The following is a 26,777-nucleotide window of genomic DNA, read 5'->3' on the forward strand; positions in this document are numbered from 1 at the left end:
GGTCGGCCGGGCCGCCGGCGGGGCGCGGCGACGTACCCTGGTACGTCGATCGATCACCCCGCACTGGAGTCAACGTGGCCGTCAACCTGGTCAATGTCGAGAACGTCAGCAAGGTGTACGGCACCCGTGCCCTGCTCGACGGGGTCTCGCTCGGCGTCTCCGAAGGGGACCGGATCGGGGTCGTGGGGCGCAACGGCGACGGCAAGACGACCCTCATCCGGATGCTGGCGCGCCTGGAGGAGGCCGACACCGGCCGCGTCACGCACAGCGGCGGGCTGCGGCTCGGGGTGCTGACCCAGCACGACTCGCTCGACCCGAAGGCCACCATCCGGCACGAGGTCATCGGCGACATGGCCGACCACGAGTGGGCCGGCAGCGCCAAGATCCGGGACGTGCTCACCGGCCTGTTCGGCGGCCTCGGCCTGCCCGGCTTCGAGCACGGCCTCGACACCGTCATCGGTCCGCTCTCCGGCGGCGAGCGGCGCCGCATCGCGCTGGCCAAGCTGCTCATCGACGAGCAGGACCTCCTCGTCCTCGACGAGCCGACGAACCACCTGGACGTCGAGGGCATCGCCTGGCTCGCCGGCCACCTCCAGGCCCGCCGCTCGGCGCTCGTCTGCGTCACCCACGACCGCTGGTTCCTCGACCAGGTCTGCACCCGCATGTGGGACGTGCAGCGCGGTGCCGTGTACGAGTACGAGGGCGGCTACTCCGACTACGTGTTCGCCCGGGCCGAGCGGGAGCGGATCGCCGCCACCGAGGAGGTCAAGCGGCAGAACCTGGTCCGCAAGGAGCTGGCCTGGCTGCGGCGCGGCGCCCCGGCCCGCACCTCCAAGCCCCGTTTCCGCATCGAGGCGGCGAACGCGCTCATCGCGGACGTGCCCGAGCCCCGGGACTCCACCGAGCTCATGAAGTTCGCCAACGCCCGGCTCGGCAGGACCGTCTTCGACCTGGAGGACGTGACCGTCACCGCCGGTCCGAAGACCCTCCTCCAGCACCTGACCTGGCAGCTGGGCCCCGGCGACCGCGTCGGTCTCGTCGGCGTCAACGGCGCGGGCAAGACCTCACTCCTGCGGGCGCTCGCGGACGCGGCCGTCTCCCAGGGCGAGAAGCAGCCGCCGGCCGGCCGGATCGTCGTCGGCAAGACCGTGCGCCTCGCCTACCTCTCCCAGGACGTCACCGAGCTCCCCGCCCAGCTGCGCGTCCTGGAGGCCGTGCAGCAGATCCGCGACCGGGTCGACCTCGGCAAGGGCCGGGAGATGACGGCCGGGCAGCTGTGCGAGCAGTTCGGCTTCGGCAAGGAGAAGCAGTGGACGCCCGTCGGCGACCTGTCCGGCGGTGAGCGCCGCCGGCTCCAGCTGCTCCGCCTGCTGATGGACGAGCCGAACGTCCTCTTCCTCGACGAGCCCACCAACGACCTCGACATCGAGACCCTGACCCAGCTGGAGGACCTCCTCGACGGCTGGCCGGGCTCGATGGTCGTCATCTCCCACGACCGCTTCTTCCTGGAGCGCACCACGGACCGCACCTTCGCCCTGCTCGGCGACCGGGCCCTGCGGATGCTGCCGCGCGGCATCGAGGAGTACCTGGAGCGGCGCCGCCGGATGATCGAGGAGGCCGCCCCGGCGCCCGCCGCCGCGGCCGCCCCGCAGCAGAAGGCCGGCGTCTCCGCGGCCGACGCGCGGGCCGCCAAGAAGGAGCTCCAGAAGGTCGAGCGGCAGCTCGACAAGATCTCCGAGCGGGAGTCGAAGCTGCACGCGCAGATCGCCGAGAACGCGACCGATTTCGAGAAGGTCGCGAAGCTCGACGCCGAGTTGCGAGAACTTTCGGGAGAACGTGAAGAGTTGGAGCTGCGCTGGCTCGAACTGGCCGAGGACGCATAACGAGGGCATCACGGACCGGTCCTCCCTTGGGCACAAGGGATGGACCGGTCGCTTTTGCGCCACCTGGTGAGTGGTAGAAAGAAAACCCGCTCACAGCAAGGGGGAAGCGCTGATGACCCAGCCGCCCAGCAACCAGCCGCCGGGGGGCTTCGGAGCTCCCCAGGATCCGAACCAGGGCGGCATGCCGCCCGTCCCGCCGGCCCAGCCGCCGCAGATGCCGCCGGTCCCGCCGCAGGCGCCCGGCCAGCCGCCGCAGGCCCAGCCCGGCTACGGCTACCCGCAGCAGCAGCAGCAGCAGCAGCACCAGCAGCCCGTCCCGCCGCCGTACGGCTATCCGCAGCAGGCCGCGCAGCCGGGTCCGTACGGCCAGCCGCAGCAGCCGGGCCCGTACGGGCAGCAGCCCGGCCCCTACGGCGGCTACCCGGGCCAGACCCAGCCGATGTACCCGGGCGCGCCCGCGCCGGGCGGCGGTTCCGGCGGGGGCCCGTTCAAGGGCCGCACGGGGCTCGTCGCGATCGTCGCGGCCGCCGTCGTGCTCGTCGCCGGTGTCACCACCTGGGCCGTCGTCGGCGGCGGTGACGACGACCAGCCGACCGTCGCGCAGACGCCGTCGAGCAGCTCCAGCGCCACCACCGGCCCGAAGCCGACCGAGTCGGTCGACCAGGGCGACGGCTCCGGCGACGGCGACAAGGGCGGCGAGGACGACCTCAACGCGGCCCGCCAGGAGGGCGAGGCGAAGGTCAACTTCCTCACCACCAACGACGTCGACCTGCCCCGCAACGGCTCCGAGGTCTTCGGCCCGTGGATCGTCGGCGACACCGTCGTCAAGGCGATGTACAAGGGCGTCTCCGGCTACTCCCTGACCGACGGCGCCAAGAAGTGGTCCGTCGACGTGCCCTTCAAGCTGTGCGCCGCCCCGGCCCAGCCCGGCGCCAACGGCCTCATGGTCTTCGGGTACGAGGAGAGCGCCAAGGACGGCGCCAAGTGCTCGATGCTGCAGCAGATCGACCTCAAGACCGGCAAGGCGGGCTGGAAGAAGGCCGTCCCGAAGCCGCAGGGCCTCTTCGCCTTCTCCGACAACACCCTCGCCATCGGCGGCAACACGGTCACCGCGGCCGGCAGCAGCAGCGCCTACGGCTTCTCGCTCACCGACGGCCGCCAGGTCTTCACCGGCCCGACCGGCGACTGCAAGCCGTACGCCTACGCCGGCGACGCCACCAAGCTGATCGCCGCCGCGCAGTGCCGCACCTCGGACGTGAACAAGGAGCAGCACACGATCAGCGAGGTCGACCCCAACACGGGCAAGGCCAAGTGGACCTACCGGCTGGCCGCCACCTGGGAGGTCGACAAGGTCTACTCGGTGAACCCGCTCGTCGTCTCCGCCTTCCAGCGCGAGCAGAAGAAGTGGTCCGTCGTCGCGCTCAAGCCCGACGGCAAGGTGCGCTCCGAGATCCAGGGCGGCAAGGACAAGTTCGCCCCGCGCTGCGGGGGCGGCTTCGTCATCTTCGGCCGCAACCTCCAGGGCTGCACCGGTGTCGCCGCCGGCGGCGACACCTTCTACATGGCGACCGACACCGCGTACGGCACCTCCAACGAGATCGTCGCCTTCGACCTGAACACGGGCAAGCCGAAGTGGCGCTCGAAGGCCCCCGACGAGCAGCAGATGTCGCCGCTGCGCATGGAGGGCGGCGAGGTCCTCGCCTACGTCGCGCCCAAGTACGACAAGGGCGGCGCGGTCGCGACGATCGCCCCGGCCGGCGGCGCGCCGAAGATCCTCCTCAAGCACCCCGTCTCGGTCACGCAGATCGAGAGCGGCTTCTTCAGCGCGGGCTACGCCTACGGGAACGGCACCTTCGTGATCGCGGCGGGCCGGGTCTCGGCGTCCAACGACGCCGAGGAGAAGGAGACCAAGACGATGATGGGCTTCAGCAAGTGAGGTACGCGGACCGATGACCCAGCCACCCCCTCCGCCGCCGAACCAGCCCCCCGGCCCGCCGCCGGGCGGCTTCGGCGCCCCGCAGGACCCCGGTCAGGGCCAGGGCCAGGGCGGCTTCGGCGCGCCGACGCCCCCGCCCCCACCGGCCGGCGACCCCGGCTACGGCTACCCGCAGGCCCCGCAGGGGCAGCCCGGCTACGGCTACCCGCAGCAGGCCCCGCAGTACCAGCAGCCGGTTCCGCCGCCGTACGGCCATCCGAACCAGCCCCCGCAGCCGTACGGCTACCCGACCGCGCCGCAGCAGCAGGTGCCGGCGGTCGCGCCGGGCGGCCGCCGGAAGCTGTCCGCGCAGGCGCAGATCATCGTCGCGGCGGCCGTGGCCGTCGCCCTGATCGTCGGCGGCGGCATCTGGTATGCCAAGTCCGGCTCGGACCCGTCCCCGGACGCCAAGCCCGCGGGCGGCACCAGCCAGTCCCCGAACGGCGGCGGTGACGGCGGCGCCTCCGGCGACGGCGGCGCGGGCAACGGCCTGGGCGGCAACGGCAAGGAGAAGCCGGGCGACAAGACCGGCGCCCGCCTCGCCTTCCGGATCGACGTCCCGAAGGTGCCCGACACCACGCCCGTCGACGGCTCCTGGCTGACCGACAAGACGTTCGTGAAGACGGGCGTCGACTCGGTCGTCGGCTACGACATCGACAAGGGCACGGTCTCCTGGACGATCCCGCTGCCCGGCCAGGTCTGCGGCGCGTCCCGGCACAAGACCGAGGACAACAAGGTGCCGATCCTCTTCGAGGAGAAGAAGCGCGTCGCACCCCGCTACTACCAGAGCTGCAACCAGATCGGCATGCTCGACCTGAACAGCGGCAAGCTCCTCTGGTCCGCCTCGGTCAGCGGCGGCGGCGACGAGAAGGCCCGCTTCAGCGAGGTGACGCTCGGCGGCGGCACCGTGGCGGCCGGCGGCACCGACGGCGGCGCCGCCTTCGACGCGGCCACCGGCAAGGTGCTCTGGAAGCCCCAGTCCAACGACCAGGGCTGCTACGACATGGGGTACGGCGGCGGCGCCGGCCTCGTCGCGGTCCGCAAGTGCGGCAAGTACGGCGCCCAGACCGTCTCCGTCCAGAACCTGGACCCGAAGTCGGGCAAGCCGCTCTCCGAGTTCAAGATGCCGCAGGGCGTGGACTACACGTCGGTCGTCTCGACCAAGCCGCTGGTGGTCGCGGCCAACGTCGGCGACGCCGCAGACGACGGCAGCAGCGTCTCCGACTTCTTCTCCATCGACGAGAAGACCGGCAAGCTGCGGACCAAGATCACGGCCAACCCGGACCGCTACGCGGCCGAGTGCGGCGCCACCTCGGTGGAGGAGTGCTCGCAGGCCCTGGTCGGCGACGACCGGCTCTACCTGCCGACGGAGGAGCACGAGGGCTCCACCGGCGAGTACGGCGACGAGACCAACGAGATCGTCGCCTTCAGCCTCGCCGACGGCAAGATGGCGCCCGAGAAGGCCGACGCGGGCGACGGCTACGTGCTGATGCCGCTGCGCATGGACGGCGGCGACCTCATCGCGTACAAGGTGCCCCCGCACGACAAGGGCGGGCAGATCGTCTCCGTCCACGCCGGCACCATGAAGTCGACGCTGCTCCTGGAGAACCCCTCGGACAAGGCGAACCGGTCCATCGAGTCCAGCTTCTCGATCACCGGCGCCGAGCTCCTCTACGGCGACGGCCGGTTCTTCATCTCCGGCACCTACGCCAACAAGCCGAGGGAGTCCGGCTCCGCCCTCGACAAGAAGTACCTCGCGGTCTCGTTCAGCACCAAGGGCTGACGCCCCCCGACCGACGCGAAGGGCCTCCCCGGGACACCGGGGAGGCCCTTCGCGCGTTCCTTCCCCCTTTCGGGCGGCGGAGGTTGACGGACCGTGGGGAGGGGGAGCGTGTAGCTTGCCGGGATCAGGGCTGCCGGGGGACGGCACGCCCGGGGGAGGGGGACGACGGGATGGGCGTTCGGCTCGTGGTCGTGGACGACCACCGCCTGCACGCGGAGGCGCTCGCCTCGGCGCTGAAGCTGCGCGGGCACCGGGTGCTCGCGGCGGCCGCGCCGGCCGCCGGGGCGGCGGAGGTCGTGGTCGGCCGGGCCCCCGAGGTCTGCCTCTTCGGCACGGCGGCGCCGGCCGCCGCCGGGGCCTTCGAGCCGGTCGCGCGGATCAAGCGGGAGCGGCCGCAGGTGGCCGTCGTCGTCCTCGGCCCGGTGCCGTCGCCGCGCGGGATCGCCGCCGCCTTCGCCGCCGGGGCGTCCGGGTACGTCCGCCACGACGAGCGGATCGAGGGCGTCGAGCGGGCGCTGCTGAAGGCGCGCGCGGGGGAGGCGGCGGTGGCGCCGCAGCTGCTGGCCGGGGCCTTCGCGGAGCTGCTGAACCCGGCGGCGCAGCCGGACGACGAGGCGCAGCGGCTGCTGGCCCTGCTGACCCACCGCGAGGTGGAGGTCCTGGTGCGGGTCGCGGAGGGCGAGGACACCCGGCTGATCGCGGCGGGGATGGGGATCGCGCCGAGCACGGCGCGGACGCACGTGCAGCGGGTGCTGATGAAGCTGGGCGTCGGGTCGCGGCTGGAGGCCGCGGCGCTGGCGGCCAGGACCGGTCTTCTGGACCGGGCGGTGCCGCGACAGCGCACGGCGCACTGAGTCCCCCCGGAGGGGTCCCGGGGCCGCACCCTTGACCTCGATGTTCGATTGTGATTCTTTGTGCGTGGTTCTGTTTGTTCGCGCCCGGAGGGCACCCTGTGAAGAAGACCGTCACCACGCTCGCCGACGGGCGCGAGCTCATCTACTACGACCATCGCGACGACCGCGCCCGCACCGCCGTCGACCCGCGCCCCCTCGCCCCCGTCTCCTCCCGCTCGGAGATCCGGTACGACGAGCTGACCGGCGAGCACGTCGCCGTCGCCTCCCACCGGCAGACCCGCACCTACCTCCCGCCGGCCGACGCCTGCCCGCTCTGCCCGGCCAGGGACGGACACGAGAGCGAGATCCCCGAGGAGAGCTACGAGGTCGCGGTCTTCGAGAACCGCTTCCCCGCCCTCTCCGGCGGCGTCGGCCGGTGCGAGGTCGTCTGCTTCACCGACGACCACACCGCCTCCTTCGCCGACCTCACCGAGGAGCGGGCCCGCCTCGTCCTCGACGCCTGGACCGACCGCACCGCCGCCCTCTCCGCCCTCCCCGGCGTCCAGCAGGTCTACTGCTTCGAGAACCGAGGCCGGGAGATCGGCGTCACCCTGCCCCACGCCCACGGCCAGATCTACGCCTTCCCGTACGTCACCCCCCGCACCGCCCTGATGCGCCGCCGCATCGACGAGCACCGCCGGGAGACCGGCCGGAACCTCTTCGACGACCTCGTCGCCCGCGAGCGCGCCGACGCCGAGCGCGTCGTCCTGGAGACCGACCACTGGATCGCCTTCGTGCCGTACGCCGCCAAGTGGCCGTACGAGGTCCACCTCCACCCGCGGCGGCGCGTCCCCGACCTGCTCGGCCTCGACGAGGCCGCCCGGTCGGAGTTCGCACAGGTCCATCTGGAACTCTTGAGGCGCTTCGACCGGATCTTCGGCCCGGCGGAGCCGCCCACGCCCTACATCGCCGCCTGGCACCAGGCGCCGTTCACGGACGAGCGGCGGGAGGACTTCGGGCTGCACCTGGAGCTGTTCACGGTCCGGCGCGCCTCCGGCAAGCTGAAGTTCCTCGCGGGCACCGAGTCCGGCATGGGCGCGTTCATGAACGACATCCGGCCGGAGGACGCGGCCCGGCGCATCCGAGAGGTGGCAAGCGCATGACGACGACCAAGAGGTACCTGGTCACGGGCGGAGCGGGGTACGTGGGCGGCACGGTCGCCGCCCACCTCCTGGAGCGGGGGGACCGGGTCACCGTCCTCGACGACCTCTCGACCGGCTTCCGGGAGGGCGTCCCGGCCGGCGCCGAGTTCATCGAGGGCCGCGTCCAGGACGCCGCCCGCTGGCTCGACGGCTCCTACGACGGCGTCCTCCACTTCGCCGCGTACTCGCAGGTCGGCGAATCCGTCGCCCGGCCGGAGAAGTACTGGGAGAACAACGTCGGCGGCACCATGGCGCTGCTCGCCGCGATGCGCGCGGCCGGGGTCCGCAGGCTGGTCTTCTCCTCCACCGCCGCCACCTACGGCGAGCCCGCCGCCGTCCCGATCACCGAGACCGCCGCCACCGCCCCCACCAGCCCCTACGGGGCGAGCAAGCTGGCCGTCGACCACATGATCACCGGCGAGTGCGCCGCCCACGGCCTCGCCGCCGCCTCGCTGCGCTACTTCAACGTCGCCGGGGCGTACGGAGGGCTCGGCGAACGCCACGACCCCGAGTCGCACCTCATCCCGCTGGTCCTCCAGGTCGCCCTCGGCCGCCGCGAGGCGATCTCCGTCTACGGCGACGACTACCCGACCCCCGACGGCACCTGCGTCCGCGACTACATCCACGTCGCCGACCTCGCCGAGGCCCACCTCCTGGCCCTCGACGCCATGACCCGCGGCGACGTGCCGGCCGGCGAGCACCTGGTCTGCAACCTCGGCAACGGCAACGGCTTCTCCGTCCGCGAGGTCGTCGAGACCGTCCGCAAGGTCACCGGCCACCCGATCCCGGAGATCGCCGCCGAGCGCCGCCCCGGCGACCCGGCCGTCCTCGTCGCCTCCGCCGACACCGCCCGCGAGCGGCTCGGCTGGATCCCGTCCCGCCCCGACCTGGCGGACGTCGTCGCCGACGCCTGGGCCTTCGCCCGGCACCGCCACCAGGAGGAGGGCGCATGAGCGTCGCCGCCGACTTCGAGGCGCTGTACGGCGCCGCGCCCGACGGGGTGTGGGCCGCCCCCGGGCGGGTCAACCTCATCGGGGAGTACACCGACTTCAACGACGGCTTCGTGCTGCCGCTCGCCCTGCCGCACACCACCGTCGCCGCCGTCTCCCGCCGCGACGACGGCGTCCTGCGGCTGCACTCCGGGTCCGCCGACTTCGGGGCCGGCGGCATCGTCCAGCTCGACGTGGCGGAGCTGGAACCCCTCTCCGGCGGCGGCTGGGCCGCCTATCCGGCCGGCGTCGTCTGGGCGCTGCGGGAGGCCGGGCACGCGATCGGCGGCGCCGACGTGCACCTCGTCTCCACCGTGCCGACCGGCGCCGGGCTCTCCTCCTCGGCGGCCCTGGAGGTCGTCACCGCCCTCGCCCTCGCCGACCTCTTCGAGCTCGGGCTCACCCGGCCCGAGCTGGCCCGGATCGCCCAGCGCGCCGAGAACGCCTTCGTCGGCGTGCCCTGCGGGGTCATGGACCAGATGGCCTCCGCGTGCGCCGAGGAGGGCCACGCCCTCCACCTGGACACCCGGGACCTGTCCTACCGTCAGGTGCCCTTCGACCTCGCCGCCGAGGGGCTCGCGCTGCTGGTCGTCGACACCCGGGTGAAGCACGCGCTCGGGGACGGCGCGTACGCGGAGCGGCGCGCCGGTTGTGAAGCGGGCGCGCGGGCGCTCGGGGTGCGGGCCCTGCGCGAGGTGGACGCCGCGCATCTGCCCGCCGCGCTCGACCGTCTGAGCGACGGGACGATTCTGCGGTACGTGCGGCACGTGGTGTCGGACAACGACCGGGTGGCCCGGGTGATCGCCCTGCTGGACGCGGGCGCGACCCGCGCGGTCGGCCCGCTCCTCACCGAGGGCCACGCCTCGCTCCGGGACGACCTGCGGGTCTCCTGCGCCGAGCTGGACCTGGTGGTCGAGGCGGCGAACGCCGCCGGGGCGCTCGGCGCCCGGATGACCGGCGGCGGCTTCGGCGGCTCGGCGGTGGTCCTGGTCGAGGCGGACCGGGCGGAGGACGTCGCGGCGGCGGTCCGGAAGGCCTTCGAGGCCGCCGGGTACGCGGAGCCGGGGATCTTCCCGGCCGTACCCTCGGCGGGTGCCCGCCGCCTCTGACCCGGTCGTCCGTTCGACCGGGCCCCGCGCCCCGGTGAACGACACGGACGGTCGACTTCGGACACTTCCGCCCATCGGCCCCCACGGTGCCGCCCTGCCCCTACTCTGTGGGGCAGCACCGGTGGGGGCCGGTGCCGTTCAGGGGAGCGAGACCCGTCGGGTACGGCGCCGGGAGCGGGGTACAGGTCTGGTCACGGCGGCGGCCGTGGCCCGACGGACCCGCCCCCCTCGGCGCCGTACCGCGCCGGCCTCTCCTCGACACTTGGGGGTGTCCGTGGCACGAATCCGCGTCCTGGTGGTGGACGACCACCGCGTCTTCGCCGAGTCGCTGGCCGCCGCGCTCGCGGCCGAGCCGGACGTCGACGTCGCCGCGGCGGGCACCGGTCCCGCCGCCATGCGCTGTCTGGACCGGGGCGTCGCGGAGGGGCGCCGGTTCGACGTCCTGCTCGTCGACGCCGACCTGGGCGTGCCGCCCGGGGCCGCCACGATGCCGCAGGCCGCCCCGCAGGCCGCCGAGGGCGAGCCCGTGGTGGACGGGATCGCGCTGGTCGCGGGGGTGCGGAAGGCCCAGCCGGCGGTGCGCACGATCGTGCTGGCCGAGCGGGACGACCCCCGGCGCGCCGCGCTGGCGCTGCAGGCCGGGGCCTCCGGCTGGGTGGCGAAGGACTCCTCGCTCCAGCGGCTGCTCGCCGTGGTGCGGGGGGTGCTGCGGGACGAGACGCATCTGCCGCCGGCGCTGCTGACGGGGGTGCTGCGGGAGCTGACGGCGGCCCGGCGGCACCGGACGGAGAGCGAGCGGCTCGTGGAGTCGCTGACGCCGCGGGAGCGGGAGGTGCTGCGCTGCATGGTGGCGGGCCTGGGCCGCAAGGCGGTGGCGGAGCGCCTCTTCCTCTCCCCGCACACCGTCCGCACGCACATGCAGAACGTGCTGGGGAAGCTGGGCGTCCACTCGACGCTCGCGGCGGTGGCCTTGGCGCGGCGGGCGGGCGTGGGCCCGGCGCCGCTGCCGGCGCTAGCCGGGGACGTTGTCGAACGGGGCGGTCAGCCGGCGTAGCAGGGTGGCCAGTTCCGCGCGCTGGGGGCGGGACAGCTGGGCGAGGATGGCGCGCTCCTGGGCGAGCAGCCCGGCGAGCGCCTCGTCGGCGCGGTCGCGTCCCTCGGGGGTGAGGCGGACCAGGACCCCGCGCCGGTCGCTGGGGTCGGGGAGCCGCTCGACCAGGCCCTTCTTGGTGAGCCGGTCGATGCGGTTGGTCATCGTGCCGGAGGTCACCAGGGTCTGGGTGAGGAGCTGGCCGGGGGAGAGCTGGTACGGGGCTCCGGCCCGGCGCAGCGAGGTGAGGACGTCGAACTCCCAGGGCTCCAGCTGGTGCTCCGAGAAGGCGAGCCGGCGCGCGCGGTCGAGGTGCCGGGCCAGCCGGGAGACGCGGCTGAGGACCTCCAACGGCTCCACGTCGAGGTCCGGGCGCTCGCGGCGCCATGCAGCGACCAGTCGGTCGACCTCGTCCTCCATGTGATCAGTGTAGAGGGTCTGTTGACATAAAGTCTCTTGGGTTAGAGTTTCTCGATATCGTGAATCTTGATGTCAAGATATATTTGGCCGAAAGGTGGGGAAGGGACCCGGCCGGAACCGGTTCCGTTTCGCCGACTCACTCCTGCAAGGGGACTTCGAACATGCATTCCGTGCCGTTCGCGCCGGCCGAGAGTTCCGCGGCCGCACCTGTCTGGGACCCCCACCAGTACCTCCGCCACTCCACCCACCGCACCCGCCCCTTCCTCGACCTCCTCCAGCGAATACCGTCCCTCCCCGACCACGGCCGCCCCGCCCGCGTCGCCGACCTCGGCTGCGGGCCCGGCAACGTCACCGCCCTCCTCGCCGACCGCTGGCCCGACGCCCACATCACCGGCTTCGACCTCTCGCCCGAGATGCTCCAGCAGGCCGAGAAGGACTGGGCCGGCAGCACCTCCGGCGGCGGCTGGATCGACTTCCGCCTCGCCGACGCCGCCCACTGGACCCCCACCGAGCCCTATGACCTGATCGTCTCCAACGCCGCCCTCCAGTGGGTCCCCAACCACCCCGAGTCCTTCGCCGCCTGGATCGAAGGACTGCGCCCCGGCGGCGTCCTCGCCTTCCAGGTCCCCGGCAACTTCACCTCCCCCAGCCACGCCCTCCTCGGCGAACTCTGCGCCCGCCCCGAGTGGCGCGGCCGGCTCGCCGGCCAGGGCCGCCGCTTCGTCCACATCCTGGAGGCCGCCGACTACCTCACCCGGCTCACCGCCCTCGGCTGCGAGACCGACGTCTGGGAGACCGTCTACTGCCAGCTGCTCCAGGGCGAGGACCCCGTCCTCGACTGGGTCAAGGGCACCGCCCTGCGCCCCGTCCTCACCACCCTCGGCGACGACCGGGAAGCCGTCGACACCTTCCTCGCCCAGTACCGCGACCTCCTCCGCGAGGCCTACCCCCCGGGCCCCGACGGCACGGTCTTCCCCTTCCGCCGCGTCTTCGCCGTCGCCCGCAAGCCCGCCTGACCCCCCGGAAACGCGGCCGCCCCCGCACCGGAGGGAACCGGTGCGGGGGCGGCTGACGGGCCCGACCCGAGGGTCAGTCGAACTTGTTGTAGACCTGGTAGCCGGTGCCGGCGCTCTTCTGCTTGGCGAAGCGGGCCGACGAGGTGTTCAGGTAGGGGTAGAGCTCGCCCGCGCTGTTGACGCCGAGGAGGTCGCTCTTGCCGTCGGCGTTCAGGTCGCCGGGGGCCGTGAGGCGCTTGAAGGTGTTCCAGCCGCTGCCGACCAGCTTGCGGGCCCCGAAGACGCCGCTGGCGTTGCCGGTGCCCGGGTAGACGTACAGGTCGCCGCCGGTGGTGCGGGCCACCAGGTCGGTGAGGCCGTCACCGGTGTAGTCGCCGGCGCCGAGGAGCTTGTTGAAGCCGTTCCAGCCGCCGCCGATGCTCACGCGCGGCGCGAAGCCGGTGCCCAGGCCGTTGCCCTTGTAGAGCCACAGGACGCCGGAGCGGTCGCGGGCGACGAGGTCGCCCTTGCCGTCGCCGGTCAGGTCGCCGGGGCCGACGATCGAGGTGAAGGCGTTCCAGCCGCCACCGATGTCCTCACCGTCGATGAACAGTCGGCCGTCGATGATGTAGGCGTCGTCGCCGACGACGTCGTCGTTCAGCGAGGAGACGGTGAAGAGGTTCAGGCTCGCCATGAACGCGTCCGGCCCGGAGACGAGGGTACGGGAGCTGAGCCGGCCCGTCGTCAGGTTGTCGTACCAGTACCAGGTGCCGTTCGAGGTGATGGCGTTGACGCCCGTGCGGCCCAGGTACGGGATGCTGCCCGCGTTGGCGATCTGCGCGGCGTCCGACCAGGCGCCCTTGTCGCCCTCCTGCACGCGGCCCGCGAGGGTGCCGTCACCCTTCGGGGCGTAGAAGAAGAGCGTGCCGTCCAGGGCGCGGCCGAGGAGGCTGCCGCTCCCGCCCGCCACGATCTGGGTGTACGCCTGCCAGCCGCCGCCGATGGCCTTGGGGGCGCCGAAGGGCCGGGCGACGACGCCGGTGCCCGGGTAGAAGACCATCTGGCCGTCGGGGTAGCGGGCGTACAGGTCGGCGTGGCCGTCGCCGTTGCCGTCGCCGACGCCGATGAGCTGGTCGAACTTGTTCCAGCCGGGGCCGATCAGGGTCCGGCCGCTCAGCGGCTTGTCCGCGCTGCCGGTGCCGAGGTACAGGTACAGCTGGCCGGTCTTGGCGCGGCCGAGGACGTCGGCACGGCCGTCACCGTTCACGTCGCCGGGGGAGAAGACCTTGTTGTAGGTCTGCCAGCCGCCGCCCACGAAGGTGCCCGGGCGCGGGTTACCGTCCGCGTCCTGGCTGCCGAACTCGTTGTTGTCGCGGTACATGACGAGCGCGCCGGTCTCGCTGACCGTCAGCACCTCGGGCCGCTCGTCCCCGACCTGGTTGCCGATCGGCACGACGTCCTTCACGACGGTCTCGATCTCGCCGAACGGGGACAGGCCGGTGGCCGTGACCGCGTTCAGGAAACCGAAGGTGTCGCGGTAGATGAGGTCCTCGAAGCCGTCGCCGTCCAGGTCCGACAGGAGCGGCGAGGCGGCCTCGGCGGCCTGCGCGTCCGCGCGGGCGGCGCCGGTCTGAGGCAGCGTCAGGCTCCGCTGCGTGGGCTTGTGGTCCTGCTTCCGCTCGGCGAGGGCGCGCGACTTCGACGGAACGACGTCGTCGGCCGAGGCGGGGGTGGCCAGCAGCATGCCGGCGGAAAGGGCGAGGGCGGTGCACGCGGCGACGCGGCGGCCGCGCCCGGAGAACATGGAACGCAAAGGTATCCCCCCCTGGGGAACATGAAGATGTGGGTACCGGGGTGGGTTCGCACGCCTGCGCGACGCACTCGCGTGCGAAGGGCGAACACCTCTCCCCGTGTGTGCGTGAGTGTAGCGCCCGGCGCCGACATCCGGACGAACGGATGCCGGCGCCGGGGCGACGCGGATCAGTACAGGTTCGAGTAGGCCTGCCAGCCGCCGCCGACCGCGGCACGCGTGGCGAAGGTGGCCGTCGCGACCCGGGAGCCCGTCGCGTGGTAGCGGTACAGCGTGCCCCCGGACGTCGTCGCGAGCAGGTCCGCGCGGCCGTCGCCGTCCACGTCGCCCGGGGCGACGATCTGCCGGTAGGTGTTCCAGCCGCCGCCGACCTTCTGCCGGGTCGCGAACGGACGCGTCGACACGCCCGTGCCCTTGTACAGCCACAGGGTGCCCGAACCGTCCCGCGCGAGGACGTCCGCGCGGCCGTCGCCGGAGACGTCGCCGGCGCCGATCAGGCGGTTGTACGCGCCCCAGCCGCTGCCGACCCGGATCCGCGAGGCGAAGCCGGTGCCCTCGCCGTTGCCCCGCATCAGATACAGGACGCCGGAGCGGTCGCGGGCCAGCAGGTCGCCCTTGCCGTCGCCGTTCAGGTCGCCGGGGCCGAAGACGTGGTTGTACGAGCCCCACCCGCCGCCGTTCCACCCCTCGGTGTACAGGGTGCCGCCGGCGAGGAGGAAGAGGTCGCCGAAGCTGGCCTTGTCGAGGGAGGCGGCATAGCCCACCGTGAGGCCCGACACGTTGCCCTCGACGGGCTTGCGTGCGGTCAGCTTGCCGTTGTTCGTCGCCCCGTACCAGTAGAGGGTGCCCCCGGGCGTCCGTGCCAGCAGCGACTTCTTGCCCGCGTGGGCGTTGGCGCCGGAGCCGGCGAACTGGTCGACCCCGATGAAGCTGCCGGCCGACGCGATCCGGCCCCTGGTGGCGAAGGTGCCGTTGCCCCGGCCGTTGTACACCCAGAGGGAGCCGTCCACGCCCCGCGCGAACAGGTCCGCGAAACCGTCCGCGTTGGTGTCGTCGACGGAGACGAGCTGGTTGTACGTGTTCCAGCCGCCGCCGAGCTGCTTCTTCGGCTTGAACGGGTTCGTCTTCACGCCCGTGCTGCCGTAGAAGTACAGGGTGCCGTCCGGCGTGCGGGCCACCGCGTCGCCCCGGCCGTCGCCGTCGTTGTCGCCGATGCCGACGAGCTGGTCGAAGGCGCCCCAGCCGACACCCGCCTTCACGCGGGCCGAGAACGGCGCGGAGGGGTTGCCGGTGCCCCGGTAGAAGTACAGGTCCCCGTTGTGCTGGCGGGCCAGCAGGTCGAAGCGTCCGTCGCCGTCGACGTCACCGGGGGAGAAGACCTTGTTGTAGACGTTCCAGCCGCTGCCGGTCCAGTAGTGGGTGGCACCGTACAGCGAGGCGTCGCCCTGCAGCTCGGCCTTGCCGTACTTGGTCAGCACCAGCACCTCGGGCTGCCCGTTGCCGTTCTGGTCGCCGAGCGGGACCAGGTCCATCGGGAGCTCGTCGGTGCCGTAGCGCGTCCACACGTTGCTGTCACCCGGACCGCTGGTCACGACGCCGAGCTGGTCGTTCCAGTCGCGCAGCAGAATGTCCGTGAAACCGTCCCCGTCCACGTCGAACCGCGACGCCAGCGGGTCGCCCGCCTCGGCGGTCCGGGCGGTCGCGCCCGCGCGCAGCGGGGACAGGTCGAGGTCGGGCAGCGGGGTCGCGGCGTGACGCGGCTGCTCCGCGGTCGGCGGGGGCGTGGGCTGTGCCACGGCCGGGGACGCCAGCAGCATGCCGGCGGAGAGGGCGAGAGCGGTGCACGCGGCGATCCGGCGGCCGCGCAGGGAGAAAGCGGTACGCAAAGTGATCCCCCCCTGGGGAACGTGAGAACAGGATCCAGGGCAGGGTTCCGCTCCTGCTCCGCGCGGCAGAAGGCACGCGCGGAGGGCGGACACCCCCCCGGATGTGGGGGGATCATAACCTTGAACGTTGATACGGCAACGAATCTTTTCGGGATCCGTCAGGTCGGCGGACCCCGCCCGGACCGGGCACCGGCCCCGGCGACCGCGGCCGGGCGCCCGGACACCGGCCCGCGGACCCGGGCCCGGACCGGCGCGCCGGGTCAGCTCTTCCGGTGCCCTATCAGCCGCGGCTTCTGCTCCAGGCCGTCCAGGCCGTGCCACGCCAGGTTCACCAGGTGCGCCGCGACCTCCGCCTTCTTCGGCTTGCGGACGTCCAGCCACCACTGGCCGGTCAGCGCCACGCTGCCGACCAGCGCCTGCGCGTACAGCGGCGCCAGCTTCGGGTCGAAGCCGCGCGCCTTGAACTCCAGACCCAGGATGTCCTCGACCTGCGTGGCGATGTCACTGATCAGCGAGGCGAACGTGCCCGTGGACTGGGCCACCGGCGAGTCCCGGACCAGGATCCGGAACCCGTCCGTGTAGTTCTCGATGTAGTCGAGCAGCGCGAACGCCGCCTGTTCGAGCAGTTCCCGGGGGTGGCCCGCGGTCAGCGCGCCCGTCACCCCGTCGAGGAGCTGACGCATCTCCCGGTCGACCACGACCGCGTACAGCCCCTCCTTGCCGCCGAAGTGCTCGTACACCACCGGCTTCGAGACCCCGGCCTTCGCCGCGATCTCCTCCACCGACGTGCCCTCGAACCCCTTCTCGGCGAAGAGCGTCCGGCCGATGTCCAGAAGCTGCTCCCGGCGCTCCGCACCGGTCATCCGCACCCGGCGGCTCCGCCGGGGCTTCGCCCCGGTGCCGCCCGGACCGCTGGTGCTGCTGGAACTGCCGTCGATCGCCACGTCCTCCATCATGCCGCGTCGGCGGACGCCGACTGGCGCCGGGCGTCGATACGGGACCGCGCCGGCCACCGCACGTCGTACGCCCAGCCGGCCTGCTCGAACCAGCGGATCAACCGGGCGCTGGAGTCGATCTGTCCCTTCAGCACGCCGTGCCGCGCCGAGGTCGGCTCCGCGTGGTGCAGGTTGTGCCACGACTCGCCGCAGGACAACACCGCCAGCCACCACACGTTCCCCGAACGGTCACGCGACTTGAAAGGACGCTTGCCCACCGCGTGGCAGATCGAGTTGATCGACCAGGTCACGTGGTGCAGCAGGCAGACCCGGACCAGCGAGCCCCAGAAGAACGCCGTGAACGCGCCCCACCACGACCACGTCACCAGCCCGCCGATCACCGGCGGGATCGCCAGCGACACGATCGTCCACAGCATGAACTGCCGCGAGATCCGCCGGATCGCCCGGTCCTTGATCAGATCCGGTGCGTACTTGTGCTGCGGCGTCCGCTCCTCGTCGAACATCCAGCCGATGTGCGCCCACCACAGGCCCTTCAGCAGTGCCGGGACCGTCTCGCCGAACCGCCACGGCGAGTGCGGGTCGCCGTCCGCGTCCGAGAACTTGTGGTGCTTGCGGTGATCCGCCACCCACCGCACCAGCGGCCCCTCCACCGCCAGCGAACCCATGATCGCCAGCGCGATCCGCAGCGGCCGCTTCGCCTTGAACGAGCCGTGCGTGAAGTACCGGTGGAAACCGATCGTGATGCCGTGACAGCCGATGAAGTACATCGCCGTCATCAGCCCGAGATCCAGCCAGCTCACCCCCCACCCCCAGGCCAGCGGCACCGCCGCGACGAGCGCCGCGAACGGCACCACGATGAACAGCCCCAGTGCGAGCTGCTCGACGGACCCCTTGCGGTCGCCGCCGAGCGTGGCGGCGGGCAGGGCCTGGGCTTGATCCTGCGTCTCGGACGCCGAAGTCATGTCGGGGGTGATGGTCATACGTGTGTCCCCTGGGGGGTGAGGGAGAGGATGAAGGCACGGCCGGAATCGGCCGCGTCGAGGCTACGGCTGCGTAACCTACGGCAACGTAAGTATGGCAGCGTGACGGCGCCCGGCAAGAGGGCACAAGCGGGGGGCTCGCCGACGTCCAGGGAATGGACACCTATCCTGGGGACGCCGGACAGCGCGGTCCGCAAGCCTCCAGAACCCTCCAGACGTGCTTGAACACTGCAAGGAGCCACACCTGTGAGCAGTGCCGACCAGACTCCCACCACCAACGCCGAGCTGCGCGCCGACATCCGCCGACTGGGCGACCTCCTCGGCGAGACCCTCGTACGCCAGGAGGGCCACGACCTCCTCGACCTCGTCGAGAAGGTCCGGCGACTCACCCGTGAGGACGGCGACGCCGCCGCCGAGCTGCTCCGCGGCGTCGAACTGGAGACGGCGGCCAAGCTCGTCCGCGCCTTCTCCACCTACTTCCACCTGGCGAACGTCACCGAGCAGGTCCACCGCGGCCGCGAGCTCCGCGAGAAGCGCGCCGCCGACGGCAGCCTCCTGGCCCGCACCGCCGACATGCTCAAGGACGGCGACCCCGCCCACGTCCGCGAGACGATCAAGAACCTCAACGTGCGGCCCGTCTTCACCGCGCACCCCACCGAGGCCGCCCGCCGCTCCGTCCTCAACAAGCTCCGCCGCATCGGCGCCCTCCTGGAGAGCCCCGTCATCGAGGCCGACCGGCGCCGCCACGACCTCCGCCTCGCCGAGAACATCGACCTCATCTGGCAGACCGACGAACTCCGCGTCGTCCGCCCGGAGCCCGCCGACGAGGCCCGCAACGCCATCTACTACCTCGACGAGCTCCACGCGGGAGCCGTCGGCGACGTCCTGGAGGACCTCGCCGCCGAGCTGGAGCGCGTCGGCTACGAGCTGCCCGCCGGCACCCGCCCCCTCACCTTCGGCACCTGGATCGGCGGCGACCGCGACGGCAACCCGAACGTGACCCCCCAGGTCACCTGGGACGTCCTGATCCTCCAGCACGAGCACGGCATCACCGACGCCCTGGAGCTCATCGACTTCCTCCGCGGCCTCCTCTCCAACTCCATCCGCTACACCGGAGCCACCCAGGAACTCCTGGACTCCCTCCAGCGCGACCTCGACCTCCTCCCCGAGATCAGCCCGCGCTACAAGCGGCTCAACGCCGAGGAGCCGTACCGCCTCAAGGCCACCTGCATCCGCCAGAAGCTCCTCAACACCCGCGAGCGCCTCGCCGCAGGCACCCCCCACCAGGAGGGCCGCGACTACCTCGGCACCGCCGAGCTCGTCCAGGACCTCACCCTCATCCAGACCTCCCTGCGCGAACACCGCGGCGGCCTCTTCGCCGACGGCCGGATGGACCGCACCATCCGCACCCTCGCCGCCTTCGGCCTCCAGCTCGCCACCATGGACGTCCGCGAACACGCCGACGCCCACCACCACGCCCTCGGCCAGCTCTTCGACCGCCTCGGCGAGGAGTCCTGGCGGTACGCCGACATGCCCCGCGACTACCGGCAGAAGCTCCTCGCCAAGGAACTCCGCTCCCGCCGGCCGCTCGCCCCCACCCCGGCCCCGCTCGACGCCCCCGGCCAGAAGACCCTCGGCGTCTTCCACACCGTCAAGGAAGCCTTCGAGCGCTTCGGCCCCGAGGTCATCGAGTCCTACATCATCTCGATGTGCCAGGGCGCCGACGACGTCTTCGCCGCCACCGTCCTCGCCCGCGAGGCCGGCCTCATCGACCTGCACGCCGGCTGGGCCAAGATCGGCATCGTGCCGCTCCTGGAGACCACCGACGAGCTCAAGGCCGCCGACGTCATCCTCAACGACATGCTCGCCGACCCCTCCTACCGACGCCTCGTCGCGCTCCGCGGCGACGTCCAGGAGGTCATGCTCGGCTACTCCGACTCCTCCAAGTTCGGCGGCATCACCACCAGCCAGTGGGAGATCCACCGCGCCCAGCGGAGGCTGAGGGACGTCGCCCACCGCTACGGGGTCCGGCTGAGGCTGTTCCACGGCCGCGGCGGCACCGTCGGCCGCGGCGGTGGCCCCTCGCACGACGCGATCCTCGCCCAGCCCTGGGGCACCCTGGAGGGCGAGATCAAGGTCACCGAGCAGGGCGAGGTCATCTCCGACAAGTACCTCATCCCGTCGCTGGCCCGCGAGAACCTCGAACTCACCGTCGCCGCCACCCTGCAGGCCTCCGCCCTGCACACCGCGCCGCGCCAGTCCCAGGAGGCGCTGGCCCGCTGGGACGCGGCCATGGACACCGTCTCCGACGCCGCCCACACCGCCTACCGCAAGCTCGTCGAGGACCCCGACCTCCCCGCGTACTTCTTCGCGGCCACCCCCGTCGACCAGCTCGCCGACCTGCACCTCGGCTCCCGGCCCTCCCGCCGGCCCGACTCCGGCGCGGGACTTGACGGACTCCGCGCCATCCCGTGGGTCTTCGGCTGGACCCAGTCCCGCCAGATCGTCCCCGGCTGGTTCGGCGTCGGATCCGGCCTCAAGGCGCTCCGCGAGGCCGGCCTCGACGCGGTCCTCGGCGAGATGTACGAGCAGTGGCACTTCTTCCGCAACTTCCTCTCCAACGTGGAGATGACCCTCGCGAAGACGGACCTGCGGATCGCCCGCCACTACGTCGACACCCTCGTCCCCGACGAGCTCAAGCACGTCTTCGAGACCATCGAGGCGGAGCACGCGCTCACGGTCGAGGAGGTCCTCAAGGTGACCGGCGGCGAGAAGCTGCTCGACTCCCACCCCGTCCTCCAGCAGACCTTCGCCATCCGCGACGCCTACCTGGACCCGATCTCCTACCTCCAGGTCGCCCTCCTCGCCCGCCAGCGCGCCGACGCCGAGGCCGGCCACGAGCCGGACCCGCTCCTCGCGCGGGCCCTGCTGCTCACGGTCAACGGCGTCGCCGCGGGCCTGCGCAACACCGGCTGACGCCGCCGGACCCACGAGAAGTGCCCCCACGGGAATCCCGTGGGGGCACTTCGCTTCACGCGACGGAGTACGTCAGCCCTGCGCGGCCTTGCGACGGCGCAGCACCAGGAACGCGCCGGCCGCGGCGAGCGCGGCGGCGACGCCGGCGATCACGCCGACCGGCGCGCTCGAACCGGTCTCCGCGAGGTTGCCCTCCTCGGAGCCGCCCTTGGTGTCGGTCCCACCCTTGACGTCACCGGTGGCGGCCTCACCGGTCGTGGCGGTCCCACCCGTGGCGGTGGTCTCGCCGGTGGCGGAGGAGCCGCCGGTGGCGGTGGTCTCACCGGTCGAGGTGGTCTCGCCCGTGGCGGTGGCCTCACCGGTCGAGGTGGTCTCGCCGGTGGCGGTGGTCTCGCCGGTCGAGGTGGTCTCACCCGTGGCGGTGGCCTCACCGGTCGAGGTGGTCTCACCCGTGGCGGTGGTCTCACCGGTGGCGGTGGTCTCACCCGTGGTGGTCTCGCCGGTCGTGGTTTCGCCCGTGGTGGTCTCACCGGTCGTGGTCTCACCGGTGGCGGTGCCACCGGTGGTCTCCTCGCCCTCCGCGGCGCAGGTGTGGGAGAGGTTGAAGAACTTCACCCGCTCACCCTTGACCGTCGCGACCGCCGAGGTCAGCTCCGCACCGGCGTCCGAGGCCACGTACGCGTGGTCGTCCTTCGGCGGGCCGAAGGACGTGATCTCGATGGGGGCGCCGTTGTCGAACGTGACCGTCAGCTTCACGAAGTCCGTGCCGCCGCCGGGGATCACGAAGTGCCACCCGTCCTTGCCGGCCGGGATGGTGTCCGGGCACTCGCCCTGCTCGAACTCGGCCGCCTTGATCGGCGTCTTCTGGTGCAGCTCGAGGTCGTAGACACCGCTGGAGGCGGAAGCCGCCGGCGCCAGAGCCAGAGAGCCCGCCATGGCCGCCACGAGCGTGGCGGCAGGAATGAGGGAACGTCGCATGTGCAGTCGTCCATCTGTGGGATGAGGGATGCCGTGGGAGGTGGCGGGGGCAGCCTATCCGTCGCTTTGAGCCACGCTTAACCCAGAGGTGCATAACGATCCCACCATCAACTGGTTGAAACCGGTTGCACTTTGGCGCCGCTCACAGCGCCAGGAACGCCGCCACCCACAACGCCGCCCCCGCGCCCGCCAGCGACCACGCCGTGCGCCGCAGCCGCAGACCCCCCGCCACCAGCGGAGCCGCCAGGACCAGCGCCCCGCCCAACGGCAGCCAGGCGTGCAGCCCGCCGCCCCAGCCGGCCCGTACGCCCTCGTCCGTGCCCGGCTTCACCACCACCGGGATCACCGCACCCGGCTCCACCGCCACCGACCGCTCGATCGTCAGCGTCCGCCGCGGCGCACCCGCGACCTCCGGCACGTACGCGCCGCCGCACCGCTCGTCCCCGCACCCCGTCACGGTCAGGGTCCCGTGCTCACGGCCCTTCGAAAGGAGCACGTGCTGCGCCGACGCCCACGACGCCCACACCCCCGCGACGACGAGCAGGACGGCGACGAGGGCCATGGCGGCGTTCCGGACGTGCGTCATGACCCGCGATCGTACAGTCGTACGGCCGAAAGACGACCGTCAGGAGTTGTACGCCGACTGCGCCCGCTCCAGGCCCTCCGTCACCAGGCACTCCACCGCGTCCGCCGACCGGTCCACGAACCAGTCCAGCTCCTTGCGCTCGGTCGACGAGAAGTCCTTCAGCACGAAGTCCGCCACCTGCATCCGGCCCGGCGGACGCCCGATCCCGCACCGCACCCGGTGGTAGTCCGCACCCATCGCCTTCGTCATCGACTTCAGGCCGTTGTGCCCGTTGTCCCCGCCGCCCAGCTTCAGCCGCAGCGTCGCGTAGTCGATGTCCAGCTCGTCGTGGACCGCCACCACGTGCGCGGTCGGCACCTTGTAGAAGTCCCGCAGCGCCGTCACCGGCCCACCGGACAGGTTCATGTACGACATCGGCTTCGCCAGCACCACCCGCCGGTTCGCCGGGCCCACCGGCCCCAGCCGGCCCTCCACGACCTGCGCCTGCGCCTTCTGCGCCCGCTTGAACTTCCCGCCGATCCGCTCCGCCAGCAGATCCACCACCATGAAGCCGATGTTGTGGCGGTTTCCCGCGTACTCCGGCCCCGGATTGCCGAGGCCCACGATCAGCCAGGGCGCGTTCGCGTCGTCGGTCATCGCACTCTCCTCATTCACCGGACACAGGGAAACGGACACAGCGAAACGGGGTGACGGACCGCAGCACGGCCCGTCACCCCGTCACGTCGGACAAGAGCCTACGGCTCAGGCCTCGGCGGCCTCGTCGCCGGCGCCCTCGGCGGCCGGCTCCTCGGCCTGGGCGGCCAGGATCTGGATGACGACGGCCTCGGGGTCCGTCACCAGGGCGGTGCCCTTCGGCAGCGCGATGTCCTTGGCGTGGATCGAGTCACCGGCGGACAGACCCGCGATGGAGACCGTGACGGACTCCGGGATGTGGGTGGCCTCGGCCTCGACGGAGAGCGTGTTCAGCACGTTCTCGACCAGGAAGGCACCCGGGGCCAGGTCGCCCTCGGTCTCGACGACGATCTCGACGGTGACCTTCTCGCCGCGCTTCACGAGGAGGAGGTCGACGTGCTCCAGGTCACCCTTCAGCGGGTCGCGCTGGGCGGCCTTCGGGATGGCCAGCTCGGAGCCCTTGCCCTCGATGTCCAGGGCCAGCAGGACGTTCGGGGTACGCAGCGCCAGCGTGGTCTGGTGCGTCGGCAGCGTCAGGTGGATCGGGTCCGAACCGTGGCCGTAGACGACCGCGGGGACGTTGCCGGAACGGCGGATCTTGCGGGCGGCGCCCTTGCCGAACTCGGTGCGGACGGCGGCGGTGAGCTTCACCTCGGACATGTGCACTCCTCGTAAGTGGTGGTGACGAACGCGACTGTCACCCGGCCGCCGACTGGCGATGGCCTGCTACGAAGAGCGCGTCGATAACGGAGCGCCGACCCGAGAACGGGTACCGGCCTCCCTCGCCGAGCAACCAGGGCAGTCTACCCGCCCCACCCCGGCCCCCCAAATGGATCACCAGCCTGTGGGTCCGGGAACGGCGGAGGGCCGCCTCCCCCGAGCGGGGAAGACGGCCCTCCGTCGTGGAACCCGGGACTCAGTGCTCCTCGAAGAGGCTCGTCACCGAACCGTCCTCGAACACCTCGCGCACCGCGCGCGCGATCGTCGGCGCGATCGACAGCACCGTGATCTTGTCCAGCTCCAGCGAGCCGGGCACCGGCAGCGTGTCCGTGAACACGAACTCGCTCACCTTGGAGTTCTTCAGGCGGTCCGCCGCCGGACCCGACAGGATGCCGTGCGTCGCCGTCACGATCACGTCCTCGGCACCGTGCGCGAAGAGCGCCTCGGCCGCCGCGCAGATCGTGCCGCCCGTGTCGACCATGTCGTCCACCAGGACACAGACGCGGCCCTTCACGTCACCGACGACCTCGTGGACCGTCACCTGGTTGGCGACGTCCTTGTCACGGCGCTTGTGCACGATCGCCAGCGGCGCGTCCAGGCGGTCGCACCAGCGGTCGGCGACCCGCACGCGGCCCGCGTCCGGGGACACGATCGTCAGCTTCTCGCGGTCGACCTTGCTGCCCACGTAGTCCGCCAGCACCGGCAGCGCCGACAGGTGGTCCACCGGGCCGTCGAAGAAGCCCTGGATCTGGTCCGTGTGCAGGTCCACGGTCAGGATCCGGTCCGCGCCGGCCGTCTTCATCAGGTCCGCCACCAGACGGGCCGAGATCGGCTCGCGGCCACGGTGCTTCTTGTCCTGACGGGCGTAGCCGTACGACGGGACGATCACGGTGATGCTCCGGGCCGAAGCCCGCTTCAGAGCATCGATCATGATCAGCTGCTCCATGATCCACTTGTTGATCGGAGCCGTGTGGCTCTGGATCAGGAAGCAGTCGGCGCCGCGCGCCGACTCCTGGAAGCGGACGTAGATCTCACCGTTGGCGAAGTCGAACGCCTTGGTCGGAACGAGACCGACACCCAGCTGGTGCGCGACCTCCTCGGCCAGCTCGGGGTGGGCGCGGCCGGAGAAGAGCATCAGCTTCTTCTCGCCGGTCGTCTTGATCCCGGTCACAGCACTGTCTCCTCAGACGTGTTCTCTGGCCGCAAGACCCGCGCTCCCGGAGCTCCCGGAGGCGTGTGCGAACCAGCCGAATTTGTGTGCACGTATCACGGTACGCCGAGTTCGACGCACCTGTTTCCGGTCAGCTTTCGCCGGCCGCCCCCTCCGAGGCCGCCTCGGCCGCGTTCGCCGCGGCGCTGCCGGGCCGCTTCCGGGCGACCCAACCCTCGATATTCCGCTGCTGGCCCCGGGCGACAGCCAGAGCACCCGCCGGCACGTCCTTCGTGATCACGGACCCCGCCGCGGTGTACGCACCGTCCCCGATGGTGATGGGAGCCACAAACATGTTGTCCGAACCCGTCCGGCAGTGGGACCCGATCGTGGTGTGGTGCTTCGCCACCCCGTCGTAGTTCACGAAGACGCTCGCCGCACCGATGTTCGAGTACTCGCCGATCGTCGCGTCACCCACGTACGACAGATGGGGAACCTTCGTACCCTCACCGATCGACGAGTTCTTCACCTCGACATACGTGCCGATCTTCGCCTTCGCGCCCAGCCGCGCACCCGGACGGAGGTACGCGTACGGACCCACGGAGGCCCCGTCGCCGATCTCCGCCGACACCGCCACCGTGTTGTCCACCCGCGCGCCCCGGCCCACCGTCGTGTCCGTCAGACGGGTGTTCGGACCCACCTCGGCGTCCTCCCCGACGTGCGTGGCACCGAGCAGCTGCGTACCCGGGTGGATCACGGCGTCCGGCTCGAACGTCACGGTCACGTCCACGATCGTCGACGCCGGGTCGACCACCGTCACCCCGGCCGTCATCGCGGCGTCGATCAGCCGGCGGTTCAGCAGCGCCCGCGCCTCGGCCAGCTGCACGCGGTTGTTGATGCCGAGGATCTCCCGGTGGTCGGCCGCCACGGAGGCGCCGACCCGGTGGCCCGCCTCACGCAGGATCGACAGCACGTCGGTGAGGTACTCCTCGCCCTGGCTGTTGTCCGTCCGCAGCTGCTTGATCGCCTGCGCGAGCAGCACGCCGTCGAACGCGAACACACCCGAGTTGATCTCCCGGATGTCCAGCTGGCCCGGCGACGCGTCCTTGTGCTCCACGATCGCGGTCACGGCACCCGTGGCCACGTCCCGCACGATCCGGCCGTACCCGGTGGAGTCCGGCACCTCCGCGGTCAGCACGGTCACCGCGTTGCCGTCGGCGGCGTGCGTCTCGGCCAGACCCCGCAGCGTCGCGCCGGACAGCAGCGGGGTGTCGCCGCACACGACCACGACGGTCCCCTCGGGCGCGTCCCCGAGCTCCTCCAGCGCCATGCGCACCGCGTGCCCGGTGCCGTTCTGCTCCTCCTGCACGGCGGTACGGGTCCCCGGGTACACCTCCTCCAGATGCCCCCGCACCCGCTCCCGCGCGTGCCCCACGACCACGACGAGGTGCTCGGGGTCGAGCTCGCGCGCGGCGGACACGACGTGCCCGACGAGCGAACGCCCGGCGATCTCGTGCAGGACCTTGGGGGTCTTGGACTTCATGCGGGTGCCCTCACCCGCTGCGAGGACGACGACGGCTGCCGGGCGGTTGGCGCTCACGGATATGCCCTTCGGCTTTGGGTGGTGGACGCACGCAGGATACCGGGGCGTCGGAGGACGGCCATGAGGAAGGGCCCTGACCTGTGAGGTCAGGGCCCTAACCTGGCTAGCTCCCGGGGGAGGACTCGAACCCCCATATGGAGAACCAAAATCTCCCGTCTTGCCCTTAGACGACCCGGGATGG

Annotated in this window: 21 protein-coding genes and 1 tRNA gene; 10 read left to right on the top strand and 12 right to left on the bottom strand. The window is 72.0% G+C overall.

The features are described 5' to 3' along the window. Positions 1 to 74 precede the first annotated feature (74 nt). The 8 genes from ACFZCF_RS28140 (at position 75) to ACFZCF_RS28175 (ending at position 10,828) form a co-directional block, all read left to right on the top strand. Positions 75 to 1,883, top strand: a complete 1,809-nt coding sequence (locus tag ACFZCF_RS28140; RefSeq protein ID WP_388449210.1) for an ABC-F family ATP-binding cassette domain-containing protein — start codon at positions 75 to 77, stop codon at positions 1,881 to 1,883. Between the two features lie 112 nt (positions 1,884 to 1,995). Next, a complete protein-coding gene (locus ACFZCF_RS28145; RefSeq protein WP_391289686.1) occupies positions 1,996 to 3,819 on the top strand; it encodes a PQQ-binding-like beta-propeller repeat protein in 1,824 nt (607 codons plus the stop codon). Between the two features lie 13 nt (positions 3,820 to 3,832). Further along, positions 3,833 to 5,641 carry a PQQ-binding-like beta-propeller repeat protein gene (locus ACFZCF_RS28150; RefSeq protein WP_388449206.1) on the top strand — a complete coding sequence of 603 codons (1,809 nt, stop codon included), beginning with the start codon at positions 3,833 to 3,835 and terminating at the stop codon, positions 5,639 to 5,641. 170 nt (positions 5,642 to 5,811) lie between these two features. After that, a complete protein-coding gene (locus ACFZCF_RS28155) occupies positions 5,812 to 6,495 on the top strand; it encodes a LuxR C-terminal-related transcriptional regulator (RefSeq protein ID WP_388449204.1) in 684 nt (227 codons plus the stop codon). 98 nt (positions 6,496 to 6,593) lie between these two features. Further along, entirely contained in the window at positions 6,594 to 7,637 is a 1,044-nt protein-coding gene (galT, locus tag ACFZCF_RS28160) for a galactose-1-phosphate uridylyltransferase (protein WP_388449202.1), read from the top strand. Continuing rightward, positions 7,634 to 8,629 (top strand): UDP-glucose 4-epimerase GalE, encoded by a 996-nt coding sequence (galE, locus tag ACFZCF_RS28165; RefSeq protein ID WP_388449200.1) that lies wholly within the window; start codon positions 7,634 to 7,636, stop codon positions 8,627 to 8,629. Before galT ends, galE begins: the two co-directional genes overlap by 4 nt. After that, a complete protein-coding gene (gene galK / locus ACFZCF_RS28170) occupies positions 8,626 to 9,774 on the top strand; it encodes a galactokinase (protein WP_388449198.1) in 1,149 nt (382 codons plus the stop codon). The genes galE and galK overlap by 4 nt, the downstream gene beginning before the upstream one ends. Positions 9,775 to 10,036: 262 nt before the next feature. Then, positions 10,037 to 10,828 (top strand): LuxR C-terminal-related transcriptional regulator, encoded by a 792-nt coding sequence (locus ACFZCF_RS28175; RefSeq protein WP_391289690.1) that lies wholly within the window; start codon positions 10,037 to 10,039, stop codon positions 10,826 to 10,828. Here the strand turns inward: ACFZCF_RS28175 and ACFZCF_RS28180 are convergent. Next, positions 10,787 to 11,284: a MarR family winged helix-turn-helix transcriptional regulator gene (locus ACFZCF_RS28180; RefSeq protein ID WP_169093547.1), complete on the bottom strand. Its 498-nt coding sequence runs from the start codon at positions 11,282 to 11,284 to the stop codon at positions 10,787 to 10,789. The two genes, ACFZCF_RS28175 and ACFZCF_RS28180, sit on opposite strands and share 42 nt — an antisense overlap. Before the next feature lie 161 nt (positions 11,285 to 11,445). Here ACFZCF_RS28180 and ACFZCF_RS28185 point away from each other — a divergent pair, with 161 nt between their 5' ends. Beyond that, positions 11,446 to 12,300, top strand: a complete 855-nt coding sequence (locus tag ACFZCF_RS28185; RefSeq protein WP_391289692.1) for a trans-aconitate 2-methyltransferase — start codon at positions 11,446 to 11,448, stop codon at positions 12,298 to 12,300. A gap of 73 nt (positions 12,301 to 12,373) precedes the next feature. Here ACFZCF_RS28185 and ACFZCF_RS28190 read toward each other — a convergent pair whose 3' ends face one another. From ACFZCF_RS28190 to ACFZCF_RS28205, 4 genes are all read right to left on the bottom strand, one after another. Further along, complete coding sequence (locus tag ACFZCF_RS28190; RefSeq protein WP_391289694.1) at positions 12,374 to 14,083, bottom strand: FG-GAP-like repeat-containing protein; 1,710 nt, start codon at positions 14,081 to 14,083, stop codon at positions 12,374 to 12,376. A 176-nt stretch (positions 14,084 to 14,259) separates the two neighbouring features. After that, on the bottom strand, positions 14,260 to 15,975 hold the full coding sequence (locus tag ACFZCF_RS28195; RefSeq protein WP_391289696.1) for an FG-GAP-like repeat-containing protein: 1,716 nt from the start codon (positions 15,973 to 15,975) through the stop codon (positions 14,260 to 14,262). A 260-nt stretch (positions 15,976 to 16,235) separates the two neighbouring features. Next, positions 16,236 to 16,928, bottom strand: a complete 693-nt coding sequence (locus tag ACFZCF_RS28200) for a TetR/AcrR family transcriptional regulator (RefSeq protein ID WP_388449285.1) — start codon at positions 16,926 to 16,928, stop codon at positions 16,236 to 16,238. Beyond that, a complete protein-coding gene (locus ACFZCF_RS28205; protein ID WP_388449284.1) occupies positions 16,928 to 17,893 on the bottom strand; it encodes an acyl-CoA desaturase in 966 nt (321 codons plus the stop codon). The genes ACFZCF_RS28200 and ACFZCF_RS28205 overlap by 1 nt, the downstream gene beginning before the upstream one ends. Before the next feature lie 264 nt (positions 17,894 to 18,157). Between ACFZCF_RS28205 and ppc the strand changes: the two genes are divergently transcribed. After that, positions 18,158 to 20,887, top strand: a complete 2,730-nt coding sequence (ppc, locus tag ACFZCF_RS28210; protein ID WP_388449187.1) for a phosphoenolpyruvate carboxylase — start codon at positions 18,158 to 18,160, stop codon at positions 20,885 to 20,887. Between the two features lie 72 nt (positions 20,888 to 20,959). Here the strand turns inward: ppc and ACFZCF_RS28215 are convergent, their stop codons facing one another. From ACFZCF_RS28215 to ACFZCF_RS28245, 7 genes are all read right to left on the bottom strand, one after another. After that, a complete protein-coding gene (locus tag ACFZCF_RS28215) occupies positions 20,960 to 21,865 on the bottom strand; it encodes an LPXTG cell wall anchor domain-containing protein (protein ID WP_391289699.1) in 906 nt (301 codons plus the stop codon). Between the two features lie 142 nt (positions 21,866 to 22,007). Beyond that, on the bottom strand, positions 22,008 to 22,451 hold the full coding sequence (locus ACFZCF_RS28220) for a hypothetical protein (protein ID WP_388449183.1): 444 nt from the start codon (positions 22,449 to 22,451) through the stop codon (positions 22,008 to 22,010). Positions 22,452 to 22,490: 39 nt separating this feature from the next. After that, entirely contained in the window at positions 22,491 to 23,087 is a 597-nt protein-coding gene (gene pth / locus ACFZCF_RS28225) for an aminoacyl-tRNA hydrolase (RefSeq protein WP_189950671.1), read from the bottom strand. Between the two features lie 105 nt (positions 23,088 to 23,192). After that, on the bottom strand, positions 23,193 to 23,783 hold the full coding sequence (locus ACFZCF_RS28230) for a 50S ribosomal protein L25/general stress protein Ctc (RefSeq protein ID WP_388449180.1): 591 nt from the start codon (positions 23,781 to 23,783) through the stop codon (positions 23,193 to 23,195). Positions 23,784 to 24,039: 256 nt separating this feature from the next. Continuing rightward, on the bottom strand, positions 24,040 to 25,014 hold the full coding sequence (locus ACFZCF_RS28235) for a ribose-phosphate diphosphokinase (RefSeq protein ID WP_189950666.1): 975 nt from the start codon (positions 25,012 to 25,014) through the stop codon (positions 24,040 to 24,042). Positions 25,015 to 25,144: 130 nt separating this feature from the next. Beyond that, entirely contained in the window at positions 25,145 to 26,593 is a 1,449-nt protein-coding gene (gene glmU, locus ACFZCF_RS28240; protein ID WP_388449178.1) for a bifunctional UDP-N-acetylglucosamine diphosphorylase/glucosamine-1-phosphate N-acetyltransferase GlmU, read from the bottom strand. A gap of 110 nt (positions 26,594 to 26,703) precedes the next feature. After that, positions 26,704 to 26,774: transfer RNA gene (locus ACFZCF_RS28245), tRNA-Gln, on the bottom strand. Positions 26,775 to 26,777: the final 3 nt, after the last annotated feature.

This window comes from Streptomyces sp. NPDC007945 (assembly GCF_042958885.1).
Taxonomy (GTDB): Bacteria; Actinomycetota; Actinomycetes; order Streptomycetales; family Streptomycetaceae; genus Streptomyces.